Here is an 18,269-nt window from a genome sequence, read left to right as displayed (position 1 = left end):
TCAATGTCATTTTCAAAAAATTTAAAAATCGAAGCTTATGACAGCTGGGAAAAAGGATTTAATCATCCATTTATTCAAGAATTAGGAAAAGGTATTCTTGCTAAAAAGACATTTCAATTTTATTTACTACAAGATTACTTGTATTTATTTGAATATGCTAAAGTATTCGCATTAGCTGCCACCAAATCAGACAATGAACATCAATTATTTCATTTTGTGGAAGCACAATACAGTATTCTAGCAACAGAACTTGACCTACATCGCCAATATATGTTGGATTATGCTATTGAAAAAGAAGAATTTAACACCGTACAACCTTCTTTTTACAATCGCTCTTATACAGAAAATATGCTAGCGATCGGCCATAGTGGAGGTGTAGTTGAAATCATCGCAGCTATCCTTCCCTGCGCTTGGACCTATTACGATTATGCGAGTCGTTTAAAAAAACGATATCAATCGAGTTTAGAAAAGAACCCCTATCGCTCCTGGATTGATTTATATGCAGATCCTAGTTTTGAAAAATCATTTGAGTGGATGTTTGACCTGTTGGATGAATTAGTCGAAATGAAAAGTGCGAAAGACCAACAAAAAATAAAACAAATTTTTATATCAAGTTTGGAATTTGAGTATCTTTTTTGGGAAATGTCTTATCATGAAGAAATGAATCTGATTCCATTATCAGAATAAATTGTATAGTGATCTCAGTAGACAACTTCTTCTGCTTTCGTTTAAAGCAGATCTAGTAAAACATGTTAAGTCTAGGACACTCACCTTTTAGTCTCTATACCAGACGAAAACTCAATCATTATAGGACGGATAGAGTATTCTATCCGTCCTGATTTTTTTATAAAAAACTACCACACTACCGCTAAGATGAAGTTATTCAACCCATCAATCTGAAAGAACTTATTTGATCACGCCAAACTACTAAGTAAAATTGTGTATGTCTTTTACTGCTTTGAGAATAACCGTTTGTCTAGTCCTCATCGGTGATTGCACTCATTCGACATAAAAAATAGTAATCTCTCTATAAAATTAACTGACGAAAATATAATCATAAAAAAGCACAAATTCTTTATTGAACCAAATAGAAATTTCCCATAAACTCACATTCCTAAGTCACACATTGCGTCTTTTAACCAAGGATGTAAAACGAAAATATCCGTTAAAGCCCACTCAATATAGGTTTTACACCCTTGATCTAAAGAGATGTCTAAAGCTTTGTTCAATTGTTTTAAATAAGGAGCACTATGGTCTCTATCCCATTTAATCTTATCTGCAATGAAAACAACTTTATCTAAACTAGAAGCATTTTTTTTAAGCGTTGTATGACATTCAATAGCTGATAATATTTCTCTATCCTTGATATTGAATAGTTCTTTTGCTATACATACTGATTGTTTTTGGTGGAGAATCATAGGTAGTTTCTCTTCTTCTTTTAGAACTTCCTCCCCTAAACTCTTTTGTAGTTCTATCCTTTCATCATCAGGAATGACTACGCTAATATCATGTAACAAACCAGCAAGATAGGCTTTATCTTTTGGTACGTTAAACTTTTCTGCAAGTTCTTTCGCCTTGTTGGCTACTTCATACGAGTGAAAGACGGTTTTATCTTTCCCATAATAATTCAAAAATTCTTTGACTTGTATTTCAATATTTTTAGAACTAAAGGGTATCTTATACTCAATAATATTCTTCATTTTAACTCACCTTCCAATGAATGCCTTTACATTATTATGTATTAATAAGGTCAAAAATAAAGTTCGACAATCATTCCATCCTCTGATAGTTTTGCTCCTTTTTAGCTTTTCGATTCCCATGGATCAGGGTACAACGAATAAAATCATCAAATCAATCTAAGTGCGTTTTGATTTCTTACTGTCTGACTTATTCCTATCAGATAACAAACCATAAGTGGCATAAGCAGGAATTACTACAGCTAAGAACATTTTAACGAGAAACTTAAAAACTTTCATATGATTCACCATCCTTTATATGTTACTCATACTTTATCATACTACCTATTAATAACCCAGCTATCGCAGGCGATCGTTTATCCTTAGAGACTAACTACTTCTTACTTCTCCCTCATTATTTCATGAGGTTGTGAAAAGAGTGTCTTGACCTGAGCGCTCACCAAGTAAAAACTGCGACGAGTAATCGCAGGAGCATTAAGGATGAAAATCTCGAAACAGCTTCCCATGTTTTGAGATTTTTTGACTTATCGCCGAAGGTCAGCTCTTTGAACACCGTGAATCAGAGGTCGTGAAAACATCGGGTAGCTCTGATGACAATAAGAAAGAATTTTTTGAAACAGCTCCTCATGTTTTGAAAAATTCAGGCTTATTTCAAGGAGCTGATGTTTGAACACCGTTTATTCGTTTTTAGAGATACTAGAATACTATCTGTCATGGTAATACTATTTTAACCAAATAAAAAGAACAGAAAGAAATTTTCTTCTTTCTGTCCAAATGATTCTAAAAATTTTCTTTACCAACATCATTTGACAAAGAGACCAAAAATGTAAGATTCATTAGTGGTTCTATGATACCCGAAGGCTGGGGTTTAGCTAGAACCCTGATTATTTTAATTAGATGATTACCCATCTCGTATTTTCTTAGTTCAGTTTAACTAGATGATTTATTTCAAAACAAGACTGCTGACTTAAATCCTAATTCAGCATAATCAAACAAATATGCTGCATCAATTCATCTCACATTTTAATTTTGTAAAAAATTGATATTTGTTTCACAATTTTATTGTAAAATAAAACAATACTTATTGGAACAAACACCCCTAACATCAAGCGGAATAATCCATTTATAGGTGTTATTTCGCCATGCCTCATATTAAAGATTTGAATAGGTATCATATGAAACAAGAATATATTCTTACTATAGGAATTTAAATTTTCAAAACTTTTGATTTTACTTTTAGAAATAACCAACAGTCCATACAAACTAAAAATAAAAGGGATTGTGAAATACATAAAATTCTTATCGATTCCTTGATTATAAAATGTGATTATCCCTTCGACTCCTCCTAAAAAACACGCAGCGACTAGTCCATATATGAATAACTTTCGATGCTTTTCTAAATTATGTACATTATCAGCCAAAACAAATCCTATGGAAATAAAGAGTGGACTAAAGAATAACCCATTTCTTGTAGTAAAAAAAATATTAAAGTATTTTTCCATAACTGATATGACCATTGGATTTGATATAAATAAGGAATACGTTTCAAGGGAACCAACTGAAAAAAATAAAAAGCAAACCAGAAAAATCCATTTATATCTAAATCTTTGAACCATATATTTAACTATAGCTAATGAACTTATCAAAGCAGGAAAATACCATAAGTGATAGAAGCTTCCAGTATATAGGAAACTAACTACCAATGCCAATAATATTGACCATAAATTCCACTGAATATCAACTGTATCTTGTAACAGTTGAACACCAAACGGAATGTACAGCAAAAACACTATAGTATATAGACGTACTATTCTTCTTAGCCACATCTTCGAATAGCCTTCCCTCTTACTATTTATCCGAAAGAAATATGCATTATTTACAAAAAAGAATGGAACAGCAATACGACAAACCATACTTTTTAGAAAAAAATGCACTATCAGGTGACTAGTAATGGTCCCACAATGAATAACAACAACACAAATCGTCGCAATAAACTGAGCAATAAATAGTTTTTGATTCTTATTATCCATAATCCCTCCAACAAGCAAATTTGACTTTAATAGGCTAGAAATAAAAATAGAATATGTACCAAAAAAAATTTGGAGATAATTAACTCTAACATCTATATTTTCTCTTTCCTTTTTACTTTCTTAAATCCACAATACTATATTAATTATAGTATTGATTAATGTAAAAAACATTAGACTAAAGTCCAATTCATTTAATTCATAATTGTATAGAGTGGGAGCAATTTTAAACTATTGAGGTATTCAAAAAAACAATAGATAGATCCCTATTTTTTTAAAATTAGATGATTACCATTATTGTATTTTCTTGGCTCAGTTTGATTAGATGAATTATTTCAAACACAGATGAGTGGATAAAAACGACTTTCACTATACCTAGAAGCCAGAAAAATCATAGGCTATCTAACGTTTGAATCCCTGTAGAACCCTCACCCATGATAAGGACCATTTTCTGCTCTTTGTAGTAGCGATAGCAACTCATAAAAATCATCAGATAGAAAAACGTTTTCTTCATCTTCATTACCTCTATTCATTTTAGCTTCTAGTACGGCAGTAGGTACGGTTCTTTTCATGATGTGGAATGATTTTCTGTATAGAGAGTAGGACAACGCTTCAAAAAGAAAATGGTTCTATAACAAAAAAATCTGGGTCAGAATGAACCTCATTCTGTCTCAGATTTTTTTTACACCATGCATCAGTTCTTATTGACAAAGCGCCGAAATTTTCTTCTTTCTGTCCAAATGATTCTAAGATTTCTCTTTACCAACATCATCTGGGTGATTATTTAACTAATACATCGATAGATCTGCTTTTATTTCCTTTTTATTTACTTCTTTTTTTAATCCCCAAACCAATGTTATTAGGAAAGCAACAGTGAAACCAATAATTTGAGAAGCTATTCCTCCATAAAAACCGACATCAATTCCTTTACTATTGATAATTAACGGGATTCCTAATAGTCCAAATCCGCCCAAAGCATATTGTACTGTATTTGTCATACCAGCAATCATTGCCCCTACACTGCCACCAATTACAGCTGCAATAAGAGGTCTTTTCAACGGAAGTAATACTCCATAAAGAGCTGGTTCAGCAACACCTATTAAAGTAGTGACTCCTACTGAATAACACAACGCTGTTAAATCTTCCTTTTCTGATTTCAGTCCTGCAGCAAAAGATGCTCCTGCAATCGCAAATTGACTTGCTAGTAATAGTCCTAAAATTGGATTATACCCTTGCACTGCTATATTGCTAATGAAAATAGGGATAAATAGCCAATGTAGTCCTAGTATAATTAATAAAATCCATGTTCCACCTAATACTATTCCAGCTATAATTGGGCTAAAGCTATACACTAAGTCCATCATTACAGCGATAATTTTACTAAACCGAGATACAAAAGGTCCGATAGCTAATAAAGAACTAGGAATAATAACTATCAAAATAAGCATTGGTTGAATTAAAAAACGTACCTCTCTTAATGGGATTTTCTGAATTTGTCTTTCAATTTTTGAAGCAAACCATACTGCTATAATTACTGGAAAGACAGAAAAAGTATAATCTGTCATATTTACCGAGAGACCTAAAAAAGTTAAATTTCCTTCTGAAATATAAGGAATAAGTGAAGGATAAATCATTGACGCACCAATAATCATTCCCAAATAGCTATCTGTTTTGAAATATTTTGCCGCTGAGGCACCGAGTACAACTGGCATAAAATAGAAAAATGTATTTGAAATAGCAAATATAATAATATATGTCCCTGAATCATCTTTAAGAATATGACTTACTTGCAGAATAGACAATATACCTTTAATTGTACCTGAAGCAGCTAATATCCCTAGAACGGGAGAAAAAATACCTGAAACAGTTGCTGAAAATGCATCAAATACATTCCTTTTATTTGTCACAGCAACTTCTTTTGAAAAATTCACGTTACCCACTCATTTCCCTCCTACATAAAATTACCAACAAAGCGATTAAACGAGTTTCTCAAGCAGTGATAGTATAAAAATCAAGAAATCAATTCTCTATAAATTTCTTAATCTTTATTTTAACTAGCAGACCGGACATTTAATATTCAATCAATGTAACACTTCCTGAAATTCCTACTGGGTCTAAATATAAGTATTGAGATAAGTAGTCCTTCACATGACGACCTAAATTATTTATAACAGCTATCTCCAATTCATTTTTACCTACCCTAAGTTTTTCGGATAAATCAAAATTATACGGATATGAAATTTTAGTTCCAATCTCCTCGCCATTTAATCGAACTGTTGCTATTTCAGATAGATCTGAAATATTCAGAGATAACTTTTCGCTTTTAGATTCGAAGTAAGTTTTATAAATTAATTCACCAGAAAAATCACTAAATTCAGGTAACTTTGTTAGATTCGGCAGCTTATCAAAATTCCAATTTCTTCTTTCAGGTAATCCATATCCTCTAACAATTTCCACAGACCAAGGATAATGATTTAAAGATAATTCATTTATTCCAACTTCATCCACCTCAATACGTTGTTTAAGTTCATTTTCAGTATAAAAAATAAGTGTTTCTCCGCGATCTAAATAGACCTGGTACTTACCTTGTATTTTAGTTGGTCGAACAATCCTATTTTCAATTGGATTATAGATTAATAAATCTTCTTTTGTTGGAAATGAAGCAGCAAATTCTAGTGGTTCATACAGATCTTCGTTAAATAGCATGAATATCTCTCCATCTTTTTGAGTATAGTGATAATACCTCAAATATGGAGAAACTTTATCTACTTCTAATTGATCCACTTGATTTCTAAGATTATTATTTAAATCGCTTAAATTACTTACTTTACATTTTTCTTTGATCTTCTCAAATAACTCTGTATCCGTTATGTTTTCACTAGTCCCTAATGGATAGCCGTCTACAAAAATAACTGATACGCCTTTATCTGCTAGACGGGTTATCTGATTAAGCAATTTGATTGGTAGTCTTTCTGAATACGGTATGATCAATGTATTGAATGTCATTTCATTTAACACAAATTTTGAGTCAACAATAAGTGCTTGGTTGGTTAGCATGTCTGCAGAAACGATATTAAAACCAATTTGATTTTCAGTTAAAGTTCTAGCAGGCTTTTGAAATAACATATAGTCTCCAGACCACTCTGCTTCGGCATGATATAACACTCCAACTGAACTAGTAAATTTCCCTTCTGAAAGCAAATAACTGATTCGATTTACATATTCAATCAACTTATTCATATATGGAAATTGCATATTATGACCATGTGCATAAAAATGTGGTGGACAATCAGGATCTGGAAATTTTTTCATTGTAAATGCATGAGGAACAAAATAATTTACTCCATTTACTAGCATGTGATCTGTTATCCATTTCATTAAACGAAGTCCTTCAGACCAGCCATATGCTCCATAAACTTCACACATCGTTCTTCCTTTTTTTTGTGGGTCTAATTGACCTAGTGAGGAACCTAATTTTGCTAATCCATATGTGAAAAATTCTCCATCCCAACCGGTACTTGTATACGACTTAAATAAACCATTGTTTTGGCGAGGAATCAATTGATGTAATACAACATCAATTCCTGACATCTGCTGTCCTGCCATTGACCTAAAGAAATGTCCAGCACCATAACCTAAACGAGCATGAGCGTTATTATCTTCAATCACATGACCAATATATTCAACATTTCGATTATTACACCATTCTCCAATGACCTCGGAAAAATTCTCTGAATACAACTGACTTACTAAATTCATATACTGGTATCGAACTTCGTGCGCTTCTTTATTTTCACCAGTAAACAATAGCAATAAATAGGGGTATATTTTATCTTGAGGAATCCTCATTTTTTCTGCTAATTCAACCTCTAACCCTTTTCTCCATGATAGTTGCATTTCTTGTCTTCCAATTGATGCATTTGGTCCTTTAACATTACCAAAACGTGGTTCATCAGAAAAAAATCCAGCAATTGTTTTTCCAAATTCTTTACCAAAATGCTTATAATGAGGCTCATAAACGGTATCTATTAATACTTGTGTGGATTCTTTAACTAATGGGTTTAAGTACCCTTTTGTGGCTTCTTCCCCACCTTCGAATGTAGTGTACAAAGCAAAAATGGTCCACTCACCTTCAGGTACATTCCAAAATAGCGTACGTTCATTCATATACTCACTAAGATCAATAATTATTTCTTCATCAATTTCACTGTAGGCTGTTTTCTTAGCTGCAAAAATACCCAAAATCTCATTTTTTATGTTATTTGAATGAGCCGAAAGCTTTTCTACCTCTGTCCCAACATTCATTATATTTGGCCGTTCTGAAACCAACCAATCTAGCAGAATTTCTGCATTTTCTCGTGGTCCAACAAAATCCAATGACTTCATTGCTAAGAACTGTTTTTGTAAATGAGGATACTGTGCTTCGATTACTCCCGCTGCATAGCCTGTTGGAAAATGCTTATCGTCTAGTACCCAGACAGTCATGTTTAGCTTTTTACATTCTTTAATAATAAATGACAAATCAGACCACCATTGCTCCTCTAAAAAGTTCTCATACGGCCTTGATTCAATGCAAATTGATTGGATACCTGCATCAGAGATTTTTTCTAAATACTCACCAATTATCTGATGATCTTCTCCATGCATCCATAAAAAAGGTAAAAAATGATTATCATATTCTCGGTTAATTGCCTTAACAATTTTCTTCAATTATCTAATTTCCTCACTTTCTATTTTTCATACATATGTAAGAAAATTTTTTATTTTCTTATAATATGGTATTATGATTACATTCATCCATCAATGTCAAAACACATGTATTTTTATATCATTTTCTACGAAAGGAGTGCTTCTACTCTCATGGAGCTGCAATTACTAGAAAAAAACTTGTATAAGAAAAATAAAAGTGAACTGCGTTATTTAGAAACCCACACTCTTTCAAAATCTTATGAATTCATGAAATTCAAGATGATTAACCAACAAAAAGTCTATATATTTGATGGCTATATTCCTAAAAATGACGACTTTACCATTCAAAAACATAATCGATTTGCTCCAGTTCCTACACACATACACAATTTCATAGAGATCAATTATATTTTTAATGGTCAATGCACACAAATCATTGATGGCAGAGAAGTTCTCCTTACCAAAGGACAAATTTGTCTAATTGATACAGATGTCCCTCACTCAATTAAAGAAACAGGAGAACAAGATATTATAATCAATATATTGATTCATAAAAACTACTTTAAAAACCAGCTGCTCTCAAATTCTTTAAATAAAGGTATCATTACAGATTTCATAATGAATGTCATATCTGAAACTGCCAATCACCGTCAATACATTATTTTTAAAAACAGGGACTTTGAAAAAATTCACTCTACAATTTGTGATATGTTGCTTGAATCGTACTCTCCAAATATAGGAGATAAACAAGTCATTAGTCATTATCTTAGTATCTTTTTTATTAAGCTACTTCGAGACTTTGATTATGAAACAAACGGTCAAACAAGCCGCAAAGAACAGGAAATATTGGAAATTCTAAAATATTTGGAAACAAATTATGAAAGTTTGGATTTATCTTTATTGGCCAAAAAATTTAATTACACACCAAATTATCTAAGCACCTTATTGAAAAAGAAAATTGGGAAAAGTTATTCAGAAATTATTTTAGAGAAAAAACTAGATCGTGCACATGCGCTATTACAACATTCTGACTTAACAATTAATGATGTAGCCATTGCAGCCGGTTTTACAAACCCAACTTTCTTCTATAATAAATACAAAGAAAAATTCAATAAGCTACCTTCGGAAAGATAATAAAGGATAGCAGACGCAATGTAACAGACTTCTATTACTTTAAATTTCTTAAAAAGTAACTAAAATTGTTTAGCTACTTTTTAAGAAATGTCGTCATAATAAATCAACTGTCTTCTTGCGTTAAAAGAATTTCTCTTCTCTCTTTTTTTGAGAAGAGAAACTTTCACTTACCCAGTTACTTTGCTGCTCACAATACTTCTTGTCATGGATTAAATATCTATGACCTCTACCTGCAGTATAAGAAAAAACTGAACCTTTAGTTTCTACAAGTCCATGAAATATTTTATTTGTTTTTATACATTCAAATTCGACAGACAATTCTATATTCTTATAAGATATTTTGTAAGGCCAGTTGCTTAGTTGATTCGGCATAAAAGAAGCCATGTACTCATTTTTTTATAATTGAAGACTGATATATTAATGTCTTTACCGTTTTTTAAAGACAGCACACTCAATTTTTTCCACATCCCTATATCCTGAACCATAGCAAGTATCGAGTTCTCATAGTATTAAACTTTCACTTTAGCTGGACTAATCCAATTGGTTGTTTTTCAACCGTATCAGAGTCAGTCTTCATTTCTATCAAGTCTATTATTTCAGTATCCGTGAACACAACTATCACTGGGTTTCCTTTCCCTTTGGCTTCTATTAAAGGCCAATCAACCTTCATTAATAAGGTATTTTCATCAACCGTTTCCCCTATATCTATCAGCAACTCAAAAGGTTCTCCATTCAGCTCAACTGTGTCTAAACCTATATGAATAAGTATTTCCAATCCCGCATCTGTTTGAATACCTATCGCATGCTTTGTTGGGAAAATATTTACTACTTTACCGATGACTGGAGAATATATTTCATTACTATTAGGAATAACTGCAAATCCATCACCTAACATTTTTTCAGAAAACACCCCATCGTTGATATATTCAATAGGGATAACTTTTCCTTTTACTGGACTAAAAATAGTAATATCTTTACTTTTATTCTTTTTAAATATTTTGAACATAGTATTTCCTCCTAAATTTTTAACATACTTTATCGTCAAGAAAAGCCATGACTTGTTTTATTACCTTAAAAGAAACAAGGGAACAAGTTCACGGCCTTAATCATTATTATTTAGTCTAAAATTTTGTGAGAAGCATAGAAGTTTCTATCTTTGCTTGCCATATACTTGCTTTCACTAATGGAGAATTTTTCTTCCAAATGAATATCGTTTGCTGAACTCCCTACTAACAAATCAAATTCGCCCGCTTCAATCTTCCACTTCATATCTTCATCTAGAAATGCAAATTGACTTGGTGAAATAGAAAATTCAATTTGCTTACTTTCATTTGGTTCTAATACCACTTTACAAAATCCTACTAATTCGCGCTCTGGTCTAACCATTGAAGCAACTTTATCTCGAACATAGACCTGCACAGTTTCTATACCTGTTCTATCACTGATATTTTGCACCGTAATTTGAATACATACTTGTTCAAATGGCTTAATCTCTTTATTCTCAACATTCAAACCACTGTATTCAAAAGTGCTGTATGACAATCCATAACCAAAGTAGTATCTTGGCGTATGAGGTAAATCAATATAAGTCGAAAAAGGTGAATCTGTTCCTACATGGTAGCTTGATCCTTGACTATGATTATAGTAAAGTGGTGCTTGCGCTGAGCTATAGGCAATAGAAACTGGTAATCTGCCACTAGGATTATTTTTGCCAGTAATTGTCTCAACAATTGCTTGGCTACCGTATTCCCCCGGATTCCAAGCTTCAATAATTGCTTGAGCGTATTTATCAGCAGCATTACTTGAAATAGGTCTACCATCTAAATGAACAACGATAAAAGGAATTCCCTTTTCTCCTAGTTTTTCCAGAAATGCTTCTTGACAGACAGGAAGATTGATACTGCTTGAATCAACACCTTCACCCGTTGAACAAGATGTCCCCCAACCATATTTTCCACCTACCGTGACAATCGTTATGTCAGATTCTTCAGCAAGTTTTAATGCTGGTTCATGTTGGCTCATATCATCACCAACATATGGATAGCCATATTCATAACTCACTTCTGCTGTAGGGCATGCTGTTTTAAATTCTTCAAAAATATTGTTGCAATGCTCGTAGGCTTTCCTGGCAACTTGTTCCAATTTAGGAATTTCAAGCTCTATCATACTACCAGGATAAGTTGCTTTCTTTTGATTTCTCCATAATACGTCAGAATCTTGAACTTCTATACCTGCCATTGTATTTCTTGCACCCATAGCTAACTCAACAACACTCATATATGAATAACCGCCAAACAAACTTCTTACTGATTTACCTAAATGACCAATAATTGCAATTTTTTTATTATCAGTATTTAATGGTAAAATATTCTCATTTTTTAAGAGAACTAGTGATTCTCTTGCATATTGCAGACTAACCTCTTTAGAACTTTTAAGGTTGAATATTTCCGAAATTTCTTCTTCAGATTTTGCAAATGGACTTTCAAAAAGTCCTAATTTAAATTTTTCGATTAGAATTCGTAGAACAGCCTCATCAAGTAATTTGGGATTAATTTCTCCTTGATCAATCAATTTAACTAAATTATCACTATAGGCTTTAGGTGTTGGAAATTCCATATCAAATCCTACATCTAATACTTTAGCAGCCGTATCATCGGCATTCTCACAAACATGCATACGAGTATACAATTCTTCAATTGAAGCATAGTCAGATACTAGTAATCCATTAAATCCCATTTCTTTTCTCAGCAAATCCTTTAAGATTTTTTTTGAAGCCGTAACAGGTTCACTGTCAACGGTACCATACTGGTTCATTACAGATCTCAAATTACCTTTAGCTATTGCTGCTTGGAATGGTTTGCCAAATATTTCTTGTAATTCTCTAGGAGGGATATTGCTTGCTGCTGCATGGATCCCTCCTTGCCCGGCATGATATCCAATAAAGTGTTTGCTAGTTGCCATAATTTTGTAATTTGAATTTTCACCTGAGTTCTGAATTCCTGAAACATATGAGGTACCCAGTGCTGAGACTAATGTAGGATCTTCACTGTAACTTTCTCCATATCTTCCTAATCTAGCATCTCTTGTAACATCAAGAACTGGGGCTAGAGCATGTTTGATCCCCACTGCGTCCATCTCTTTTCCTACTACTTGTCCCATTTCTTTTTCTAAAGATGGATTCCAAGCAGAACCTCTGCCTATTCCAGTAGGAAAACTCGTTGCTTCAGGCATCAATACACCAGTTAATCCTTCTATATGAAACAATGCTGGAATAGAAAACCGACTATTTTTCATCACTTGTTTCTGGTAATTATTTAACTTCTCTGCAACCATTTCTTTTGAATCATCCCATGCAGCTGCAAGGAAAGCCACTGCCCCTACACCATGAGAAAAATCATTTTCCAAGTTAGGACCATTTTTGTCTTTCGGATTGTAGCATTGTAATTGAGCTACTTTTTCTTCTGTTGTTAATCGTTTTAGAAGATCATGAGCTCTTTCTACATTTGATAAGTTTGCATTTTGATAATTCAATTTTTCTCAAACCTTTCTTAATTTGATTACTACACCTATACTAAGCTATATCCAGTTTTTCATCTGGCTTTGTCATAAAGATTGTTAAGACTGCACTAATACCAAATGCAACGAAGAAACAAATTATCCAGCCAATCAAAGAATTGGGATTACCATTTGGATTCATGTGAGCACCAAATGTTAAAACGCCTCCAACTGTTGCTGGAGAATATTGGTTAACTCCAAGAAATGAAGACAGCATGCCAGCGATACCACCAGAAATCATAGCCGCAAGAAATGGTTTTCTGTAAGTCAAAGCAACTCCAAAGATTGCAGGCTCTGTAATCCCAAATAAGGCAGAAGTCATTGTTGAAAAACCAAGAGCTTTTTTCGTTTTGTCTTTTGTTTTCAAAGCAAAACCAAGTGATGCACCTGCTAATGCCCAAACTCCCATACCTAAAATTGGGTTAAATGCACTAGAACCTTCTCGTAAAACAATATCCGTCAAAACAGGAATCAAAGCATAGTGGATACCAAACATTACACATACCTGCCAAAATGCTCCGAAGAATAACCCTGCAAGAATTGGGCTTAAACCATACATTCCAGTTACAACGCCACCTAATAGTTTCCCAACTTCTGTAAATACCGGTCCAATTGCAAGAAACATTAAAGGAATCATAACAACAATAACAATCATAATCTTGATAAATTCTAAAAATTGCGGAATATACTTATCTAAAAAGTGTTCAAATTTTGCTGCAATCATTGTACTAATTAGCATTGGAAATAGAGAATTACCATACCCTACTTGTGGAACAGTAATACCAAGAAAATTAATAGCCTCTGCTTCTACACCCAAAGCTGTAACAATTGCAGGAAATACCATACTTGAAGCAATTGCTGCCGCAATATATGGATTTGACTTCATGTATTTTGCTGTAGAAAACGCAATCATTAGTGGCATTAAATATAAAAAACCATCGTTGGCTGCTGCCCAAATAATATAAGTTCCATCAGTCTCTTTTAATAATCCAGCTAAAACAAACAGAGCCAGCAATCCTTTAAATACCCCAACTGCTGCCATTGTTGGTACAAGTGGATAAATTGTATTCATTAGCATCCTTGAAACTCTGTTAATCAGTTTTTCTTTATTTTTGTCCCGAATTGAATCAAGTTTATCCTTCATTCCAGTAGCATCCTCAGACATTTCAACTCCATCAGCTGTTACTACCTTACTGCTTGCTTCATTACTCAAAATGTTCTCTACTTCTTTATAGGCATCATTCACAATATTTCCAACAACTACTTGATATTGCCCACCTGCTCTCATTACTCCAAGAACTTTATCTATTTTTTTTACTTTATCATCGTTTGCTTTAGATTCATCTGCTAATACAAATCTTAATCTTGTTACACAATGGGTGACACTTACAATATTGTCTTTCCCACCAACTTCATCTACAATTTGTTTTGCCATTTCTTTCAAACTCATTTTGGGCTCCCCTTCTCTATTTATTCGGATTCCAGTGTGGATGCCAAATTATTTGTGGTATTCCACTACTTAAGTCAATAGGTAGCCAGACATATTCTGAAATGCTTGTATCTATGTTCCATGAACTTTTCTCAATTTTTTTCGTCAGGTCAACAACCCAACGATCGCCTATTGCGATGTACAACTTCTTATTTGGTACTTTAAATACACTACTTATTTGTGAATTAAAAGAATTTTTCTCATTATCATTTATACACGGATCACCTGTTATATACCATGGACCATGTATATTAGATGCTTTCGCTGCTAACGATGAATTTGGATAGTAACCTGTCGTTCCAGAGGTAATCATAAAATATTCATTATCCTTCTTAAATACAGCAGGTGCTTCTCTTGCAATCGGCGGTCCATAAAAATGTAAATGAGTTGTGTATTTACCTGTTAAATCTAGATAATTGTCAGTTAAATCAGCTATTACTATTTCTGTATGAACCTTACCAAAGACTAAGTATGCTTTTTCATCGTCATCTACGAATAAGTCAAAATCGCCACTGCTCATGTCCAATGGAATCAGTTTATTAACAATTTTGAACTCTCCTGTTATTGATTTGGAAGTAGCTACTCCCATATATTGGTAGTTCCAATCTCTTGGATTTTCGTCAGTTCCTACAAGTTTCACCCACATAACAAATTCATCATTTTTTTTATTATAAATGATATGTGGGCGATCCATGATTCTTGATGGATGTAACGGATTTCCTAAATCATTAGATGACTTTAAAATAGTCCCCTCAAATTTCCAATTAACCAAATCCTCTGATGAATAACAATTGACTCCATTGTGCCAAATACCAGAGCCAACTTTGGTGTTCTCTTTATTCTCACCATAGAAATAATAAAGTCCATTCACGTAAATTACACTACCACCATGCGCTTGAATCCGATTACCATCTGTGTCAAACCATGGTTGACCTGACTTTATCTCTTGACACATACTTTATCCCCCTTATTTATTTAGTATGTCTTAAACAACACTAATATAACGCTTTCAGAAATTGTTCACAATGTCATATTAACTTTACTTTCTTATCATATTCTACGATTATTTTCGTTAATTTTTCTATTTCATTCTATAGAAAAAGAATATACTGATATACTTCCTTCTATAATTTTAAATCTAATTCTTTTGAAAGTAATCGGCTCTATACTTTTTAATATTGGTAAAATTTGCCAAAATCTTTTTATGATTTAAAAGTACAAAAAAGACACCTTGAAATCCTTTAGAATTAATTTAATGAACCAATTCATAAGAGGGTTCACAATGTCTTATACACAGCTTGTTAAAGATACCCTAATTATTCTAGACCTAACTATCTATTTCGAAGAATATTGTTTAAGCAGAGAAATCAGCCATCTACCAGAAACCTGTGCAACAACTTTACAAACGTTTAAAAGGTTTCTGACTCAGACTAAAAATCTTCTCTGCTACAGTTATTCAAATGAACTACTAGAATGTTTAAACAATCCTATCAAAGTATTAAAGCGCAATGCTTAGAGTTTTCGAAATTTTTATCCTTTTAAACGACGGATCATTATCTATCAAGGTAAAACTATTTTAATTAAATAAAAAGAACAGAAAGAAATTTTCTTCTTTCTGTCCAAACGATTCTAAGATTTCTCTTTATCAACATCATTTAACAAAGAGACCAAAAAGAAAACCCCTAATGTAAGACACATTAGGAGTTCATTATGATACCGGCGGCCGGGGTCGAACCGGCACGCCCTTAACGGGCACTGGATTTTGAGTCCAGCGCGTCTGCCAATTCCGCCACGCCGGCGTAAAAAAACTGGGGTAGCTGGATTCGAACCAACGCATGAGGGAGTCAAAGTCCCTTGCCTTACCGCTTGGCTATACCCCAATAAGAAAGGGCGAATGATGGGAATCGAACCCACGAATGCCGGAGCCACAATCCGGTGCGTTAACCACTTCGCCACATTCGCCATTATAAACAATGTTATTTTATTTCTCAATAAAAAACTAAGATGAGTACATCTTAGTCAATACCGGCGGCCGGGGTCGAACCGGCACGCCCTCAACGGGCACTGGATTTTGAGTCCAGCGCGTCTGCCAATTCCGCCACGCCGGCAAGTTGATTTTATTAGTACTAAGGCGGTAACCGGATTTGAACCGGTGATGAAGGTTTTGCAGACCTCTGCCTTACCACTTGGCTATACCGCCATTATACTATTTTCAATCTATAAATGAAATTATAGAACTGGGGTAGCTGGATTCGAACCAACGCATGAGGGAGTCAAAGTCCCTTGCCTTACCGCTTGGCTATACCCCAATAAAGAAGGGCGAATGATGGGAATCGAACCCACGAATGCCGGAGCCACAATCCGGTGCGTTAACCACTTCGCCACATTCGCCATGGCAGGGGCAGCAGGAATTGAACCCACACTAACGGTTTTGGAGACCGCTGTTCTACCTTTAAACTATGCCCCTATGTAATGGAGGAGAGTGGATTCGAACCACTGAACCCTAAGGAACGGATTTACAGTCCGTCGCGTTTAGCCACTTCGCTACTCCTCCATGGTGGCGCGGGACAGAATCGAACTGCCGACACACGGAGCTTCAATCCGTTGCTCTACCAACTGAGCTACCGCGCCAAATTTTAAAATGTATTAATTGAAAAAGAATGACGGTTCCGACGGGAATCGAACCCGCGATCTCCTGCGTGACAGGCAGGCATGTTAACCCCTACACCACGGAACCAGTTCATTATGGAGGTTAACGGGATCGAACCGCTGACCCTCTGCTTGTAAGGCAGATGCTCTCCCAGCTGAGCTAAACCTCCATTTTTCAATTAATGACCCGTACGGGACTCGAACCCGTGTTACCGCCGTGAAAGGGCGGTGTCTTAACCGCTTGACCAACGGGCCAGGAAAATGCTACGGAGAGTAAGGGATTCGAACCCTTGAGACAGCGTGAACCATCTACATGATTTCCAATCATGCTCCTTCGGCCTCTCGGACAACTCTCCAGAGTGAAAGAAGCTCATTACTCTTTCTCATAAATGAGAACTCCGGCAGTAGGACTCGAACCTACGACATCATGATTAACAGTCATGCGCTACTACCAACTGAGCTATGCCGGAATCACCTTGTTCGTTTTTTACAACGAACACACACATAAGATAAACTTATGGGGTTTATATAAACCGCGTGGCGACGTCCTACTCTCACAAGGGGCAACCCCTCACTACAATCGGCGCTAAGAAGCTTAACTTCTGTGTTCGGCATGGTTACAGGTGTATCCTTCTCGCTATCGCCACCACACTGTGGTGTTATCATTATTGAGTTTGCTTTTGCTCACTCAAAACTGGATTTGAAGTATTTCGTAAACTCTACCGAGTTTTTTCTTTACCAATGTGGTTAAGTCCTCGATCGATTAGTATCAGTCCGCTCCATACATCACTGTACTTCCACTCCTGACCTATCTACCTGATCATCTCTCAGGGATCTTACTTTCTTAAAGAAATGGGAAATCTCATCTTGAGGTGGGCTTCACACTTAGATGCTTTCAGCGTTTATCCCTTCCCTACATAGCTACCCAGCAATGCCCTTGGCAGAACAACTGGTACACCAGCGGTAAGTCCATCCCGGTCCTCTCGTACTAAGGACAGCTCCTCTCAAATTTCCAACGCCCGCGACGGA

12 protein-coding genes, 15 tRNA genes, 2 rRNA genes and 1 pseudogene (1 of these 30 only partly in view) are annotated in these 18,269 nt (G+C 34.6%); 3 read left to right on the top strand and 27 right to left on the bottom strand.

The genetic code is table 11. The features are described 5' to 3' along the window. Positions 1-3 precede the first annotated feature (3 nt). Positions 4-687 (top strand): thiaminase II, encoded by a 684-nt coding sequence (gene tenA / locus IGJ18_RS05000; protein ID WP_438842963.1) that lies wholly within the window; start codon positions 4-6, stop codon positions 685-687. A 419-nt stretch (positions 688-1,106) separates the two neighbouring features. Here the strand turns inward: tenA and yqeK are convergent, their stop codons facing one another. The 5 genes from yqeK to IGJ18_RS04975 form a co-directional block, all read right to left on the bottom strand. Beyond that, positions 1,107-1,700, bottom strand: coding sequence for a bis(5'-nucleosyl)-tetraphosphatase (symmetrical) YqeK (gene yqeK, locus IGJ18_RS04995; protein WP_053766477.1), 594 nt, complete (start codon positions 1,698-1,700; stop codon positions 1,107-1,109). Positions 1,701-2,713: 1,013 nt separating this feature from the next. Continuing rightward, the gene (locus tag IGJ18_RS04990) at positions 2,714-3,727 is read right to left on the bottom strand and encodes an acyltransferase family protein (RefSeq protein WP_438842962.1); all 1,014 of its coding nucleotides are present in this window, start codon (positions 3,725-3,727) and stop codon (positions 2,714-2,716) included. Between the two features lie 425 nt (positions 3,728-4,152). Then, positions 4,153-4,296, bottom strand: a complete 144-nt coding sequence (locus tag IGJ18_RS04985; RefSeq protein WP_438842961.1) for a hypothetical protein — start codon at positions 4,294-4,296, stop codon at positions 4,153-4,155. A gap of 216 nt (positions 4,297-4,512) precedes the next feature. Then, on the bottom strand, positions 4,513-5,664 hold the full coding sequence (locus IGJ18_RS04980; protein WP_438842960.1) for a PTS transporter subunit EIIC: 1,152 nt from the start codon (positions 5,662-5,664) through the stop codon (positions 4,513-4,515). A gap of 130 nt (positions 5,665-5,794) precedes the next feature. Then, on the bottom strand, positions 5,795-8,434 hold the full coding sequence (locus IGJ18_RS04975; protein ID WP_438842959.1) for a glycosyl hydrolase: 2,640 nt from the start codon (positions 8,432-8,434) through the stop codon (positions 5,795-5,797). Positions 8,435-8,584: 150 nt separating this feature from the next. Here IGJ18_RS04975 and IGJ18_RS04970 point away from each other — a divergent pair, with 150 nt between their 5' ends. After that, the gene (locus IGJ18_RS04970) at positions 8,585-9,547 is read left to right on the top strand and encodes an AraC family transcriptional regulator (RefSeq protein WP_178306077.1); all 963 of its coding nucleotides are present in this window, start codon (positions 8,585-8,587) and stop codon (positions 9,545-9,547) included. A 120-nt stretch (positions 9,548-9,667) separates the two neighbouring features. Here IGJ18_RS04970 and IGJ18_RS04965 read toward each other — a convergent pair whose 3' ends face one another. The 5 genes from IGJ18_RS04965 to IGJ18_RS04945 form a co-directional block, all read right to left on the bottom strand. Next, on the bottom strand, positions 9,668-9,919 hold the full coding sequence (locus IGJ18_RS04965) for a hypothetical protein (RefSeq protein WP_438842958.1): 252 nt from the start codon (positions 9,917-9,919) through the stop codon (positions 9,668-9,670). A gap of 145 nt (positions 9,920-10,064) precedes the next feature. Next, positions 10,065-10,553 carry a PTS sugar transporter subunit IIA gene (locus IGJ18_RS04960; RefSeq protein ID WP_178306079.1) on the bottom strand — a complete coding sequence of 163 codons (489 nt, stop codon included), beginning with the start codon at positions 10,551-10,553 and terminating at the stop codon, positions 10,065-10,067. 110 nt (positions 10,554-10,663) lie between these two features. Next, a complete protein-coding gene (locus tag IGJ18_RS04955) occupies positions 10,664-13,078 on the bottom strand; it encodes a glycoside hydrolase family 3 N-terminal domain-containing protein (protein ID WP_438842957.1) in 2,415 nt (804 codons plus the stop codon). A 40-nt stretch (positions 13,079-13,118) separates the two neighbouring features. Continuing rightward, positions 13,119-14,552 carry a PTS transporter subunit EIIC gene (locus IGJ18_RS04950; protein WP_438842956.1) on the bottom strand — a complete coding sequence of 478 codons (1,434 nt, stop codon included), beginning with the start codon at positions 14,550-14,552 and terminating at the stop codon, positions 13,119-13,121. Positions 14,553-14,568: 16 nt separating this feature from the next. After that, positions 14,569-15,546, bottom strand: coding sequence for a family 43 glycosylhydrolase (locus tag IGJ18_RS04945; protein WP_438842955.1), 978 nt, complete (start codon positions 15,544-15,546; stop codon positions 14,569-14,571). A 339-nt stretch (positions 15,547-15,885) separates the two neighbouring features. On the opposite strand from IGJ18_RS04945, the pseudogene IGJ18_RS04940 reads away from it, so the two are divergent. Beyond that, a pseudogene (locus IGJ18_RS04940) lies at positions 15,886-16,179 on the top strand (transposase); the annotation flags it as partial. Between the two features lie 126 nt (positions 16,180-16,305). On the opposite strand, the gene IGJ18_RS04935 reads toward IGJ18_RS04940, so the two are convergent. From IGJ18_RS04935 to IGJ18_RS04855, 17 genes are all read right to left on the bottom strand, one after another. Further along, a tRNA-Leu gene (locus tag IGJ18_RS04935) sits at positions 16,306-16,390 on the bottom strand. Between the two features lie 9 nt (positions 16,391-16,399). Next, positions 16,400-16,471 (bottom strand) — tRNA-Gln (locus IGJ18_RS04930). Between the two features lie 9 nt (positions 16,472-16,480). After that, positions 16,481-16,553: transfer RNA gene (locus IGJ18_RS04925), tRNA-His, on the bottom strand. Between the two features lie 61 nt (positions 16,554-16,614). After that, positions 16,615-16,699: transfer RNA gene (locus IGJ18_RS04920), tRNA-Leu, on the bottom strand. Positions 16,700-16,720: 21 nt separating this feature from the next. After that, a tRNA-Cys gene (locus IGJ18_RS04915) sits at positions 16,721-16,791 on the bottom strand. Between the two features lie 37 nt (positions 16,792-16,828). Further along, positions 16,829-16,900, bottom strand: a tRNA-Gln gene (locus IGJ18_RS04910). A gap of 9 nt (positions 16,901-16,909) precedes the next feature. Beyond that, positions 16,910-16,982 (bottom strand) — tRNA-His (locus tag IGJ18_RS04905). A gap of 2 nt (positions 16,983-16,984) precedes the next feature. Continuing rightward, positions 16,985-17,058 (bottom strand) — tRNA-Trp (locus IGJ18_RS04900). Positions 17,059-17,064: 6 nt separating this feature from the next. Continuing rightward, positions 17,065-17,145: transfer RNA gene (locus IGJ18_RS04895), tRNA-Tyr, on the bottom strand. A 1-nt stretch (position 17,146) separates the two neighbouring features. Next, positions 17,147-17,222 (bottom strand) — tRNA-Phe (locus IGJ18_RS04890). A 33-nt stretch (positions 17,223-17,255) separates the two neighbouring features. Further along, positions 17,256-17,328: transfer RNA gene (locus tag IGJ18_RS04885), tRNA-Asp, on the bottom strand. 9 nt (positions 17,329-17,337) lie between these two features. After that, positions 17,338-17,410, bottom strand: a tRNA-Val gene (locus IGJ18_RS04880). Between the two features lie 13 nt (positions 17,411-17,423). After that, positions 17,424-17,495: transfer RNA gene (locus IGJ18_RS04875), tRNA-Glu, on the bottom strand. 12 nt (positions 17,496-17,507) lie between these two features. Next, a tRNA-Ser gene (locus IGJ18_RS04870) sits at positions 17,508-17,596 on the bottom strand. 40 nt (positions 17,597-17,636) lie between these two features. Next, a tRNA-Asn gene (locus IGJ18_RS04865) sits at positions 17,637-17,710 on the bottom strand. Between the two features lie 65 nt (positions 17,711-17,775). Continuing rightward, positions 17,776-17,891 (bottom strand): 5S ribosomal RNA (rrf, locus tag IGJ18_RS04860). Between the two features lie 92 nt (positions 17,892-17,983). Beyond that, positions 17,984-18,269 (bottom strand): 23S ribosomal RNA (locus IGJ18_RS04855); it runs 2,628 nt beyond the window's last position.

Origin of the sequence: Enterococcus sp. AZ078, assembly GCF_051714985.1 — a bacterium.
GTDB classification, from domain to species: domain Bacteria; phylum Bacillota; class Bacilli; order Lactobacillales; family Enterococcaceae; genus Enterococcus_B; species Enterococcus_B hirae.
The sequence above is the reverse complement of the archived record's forward strand: the minus strand, read 5'-3'. Positions and strand labels throughout refer to the sequence as shown.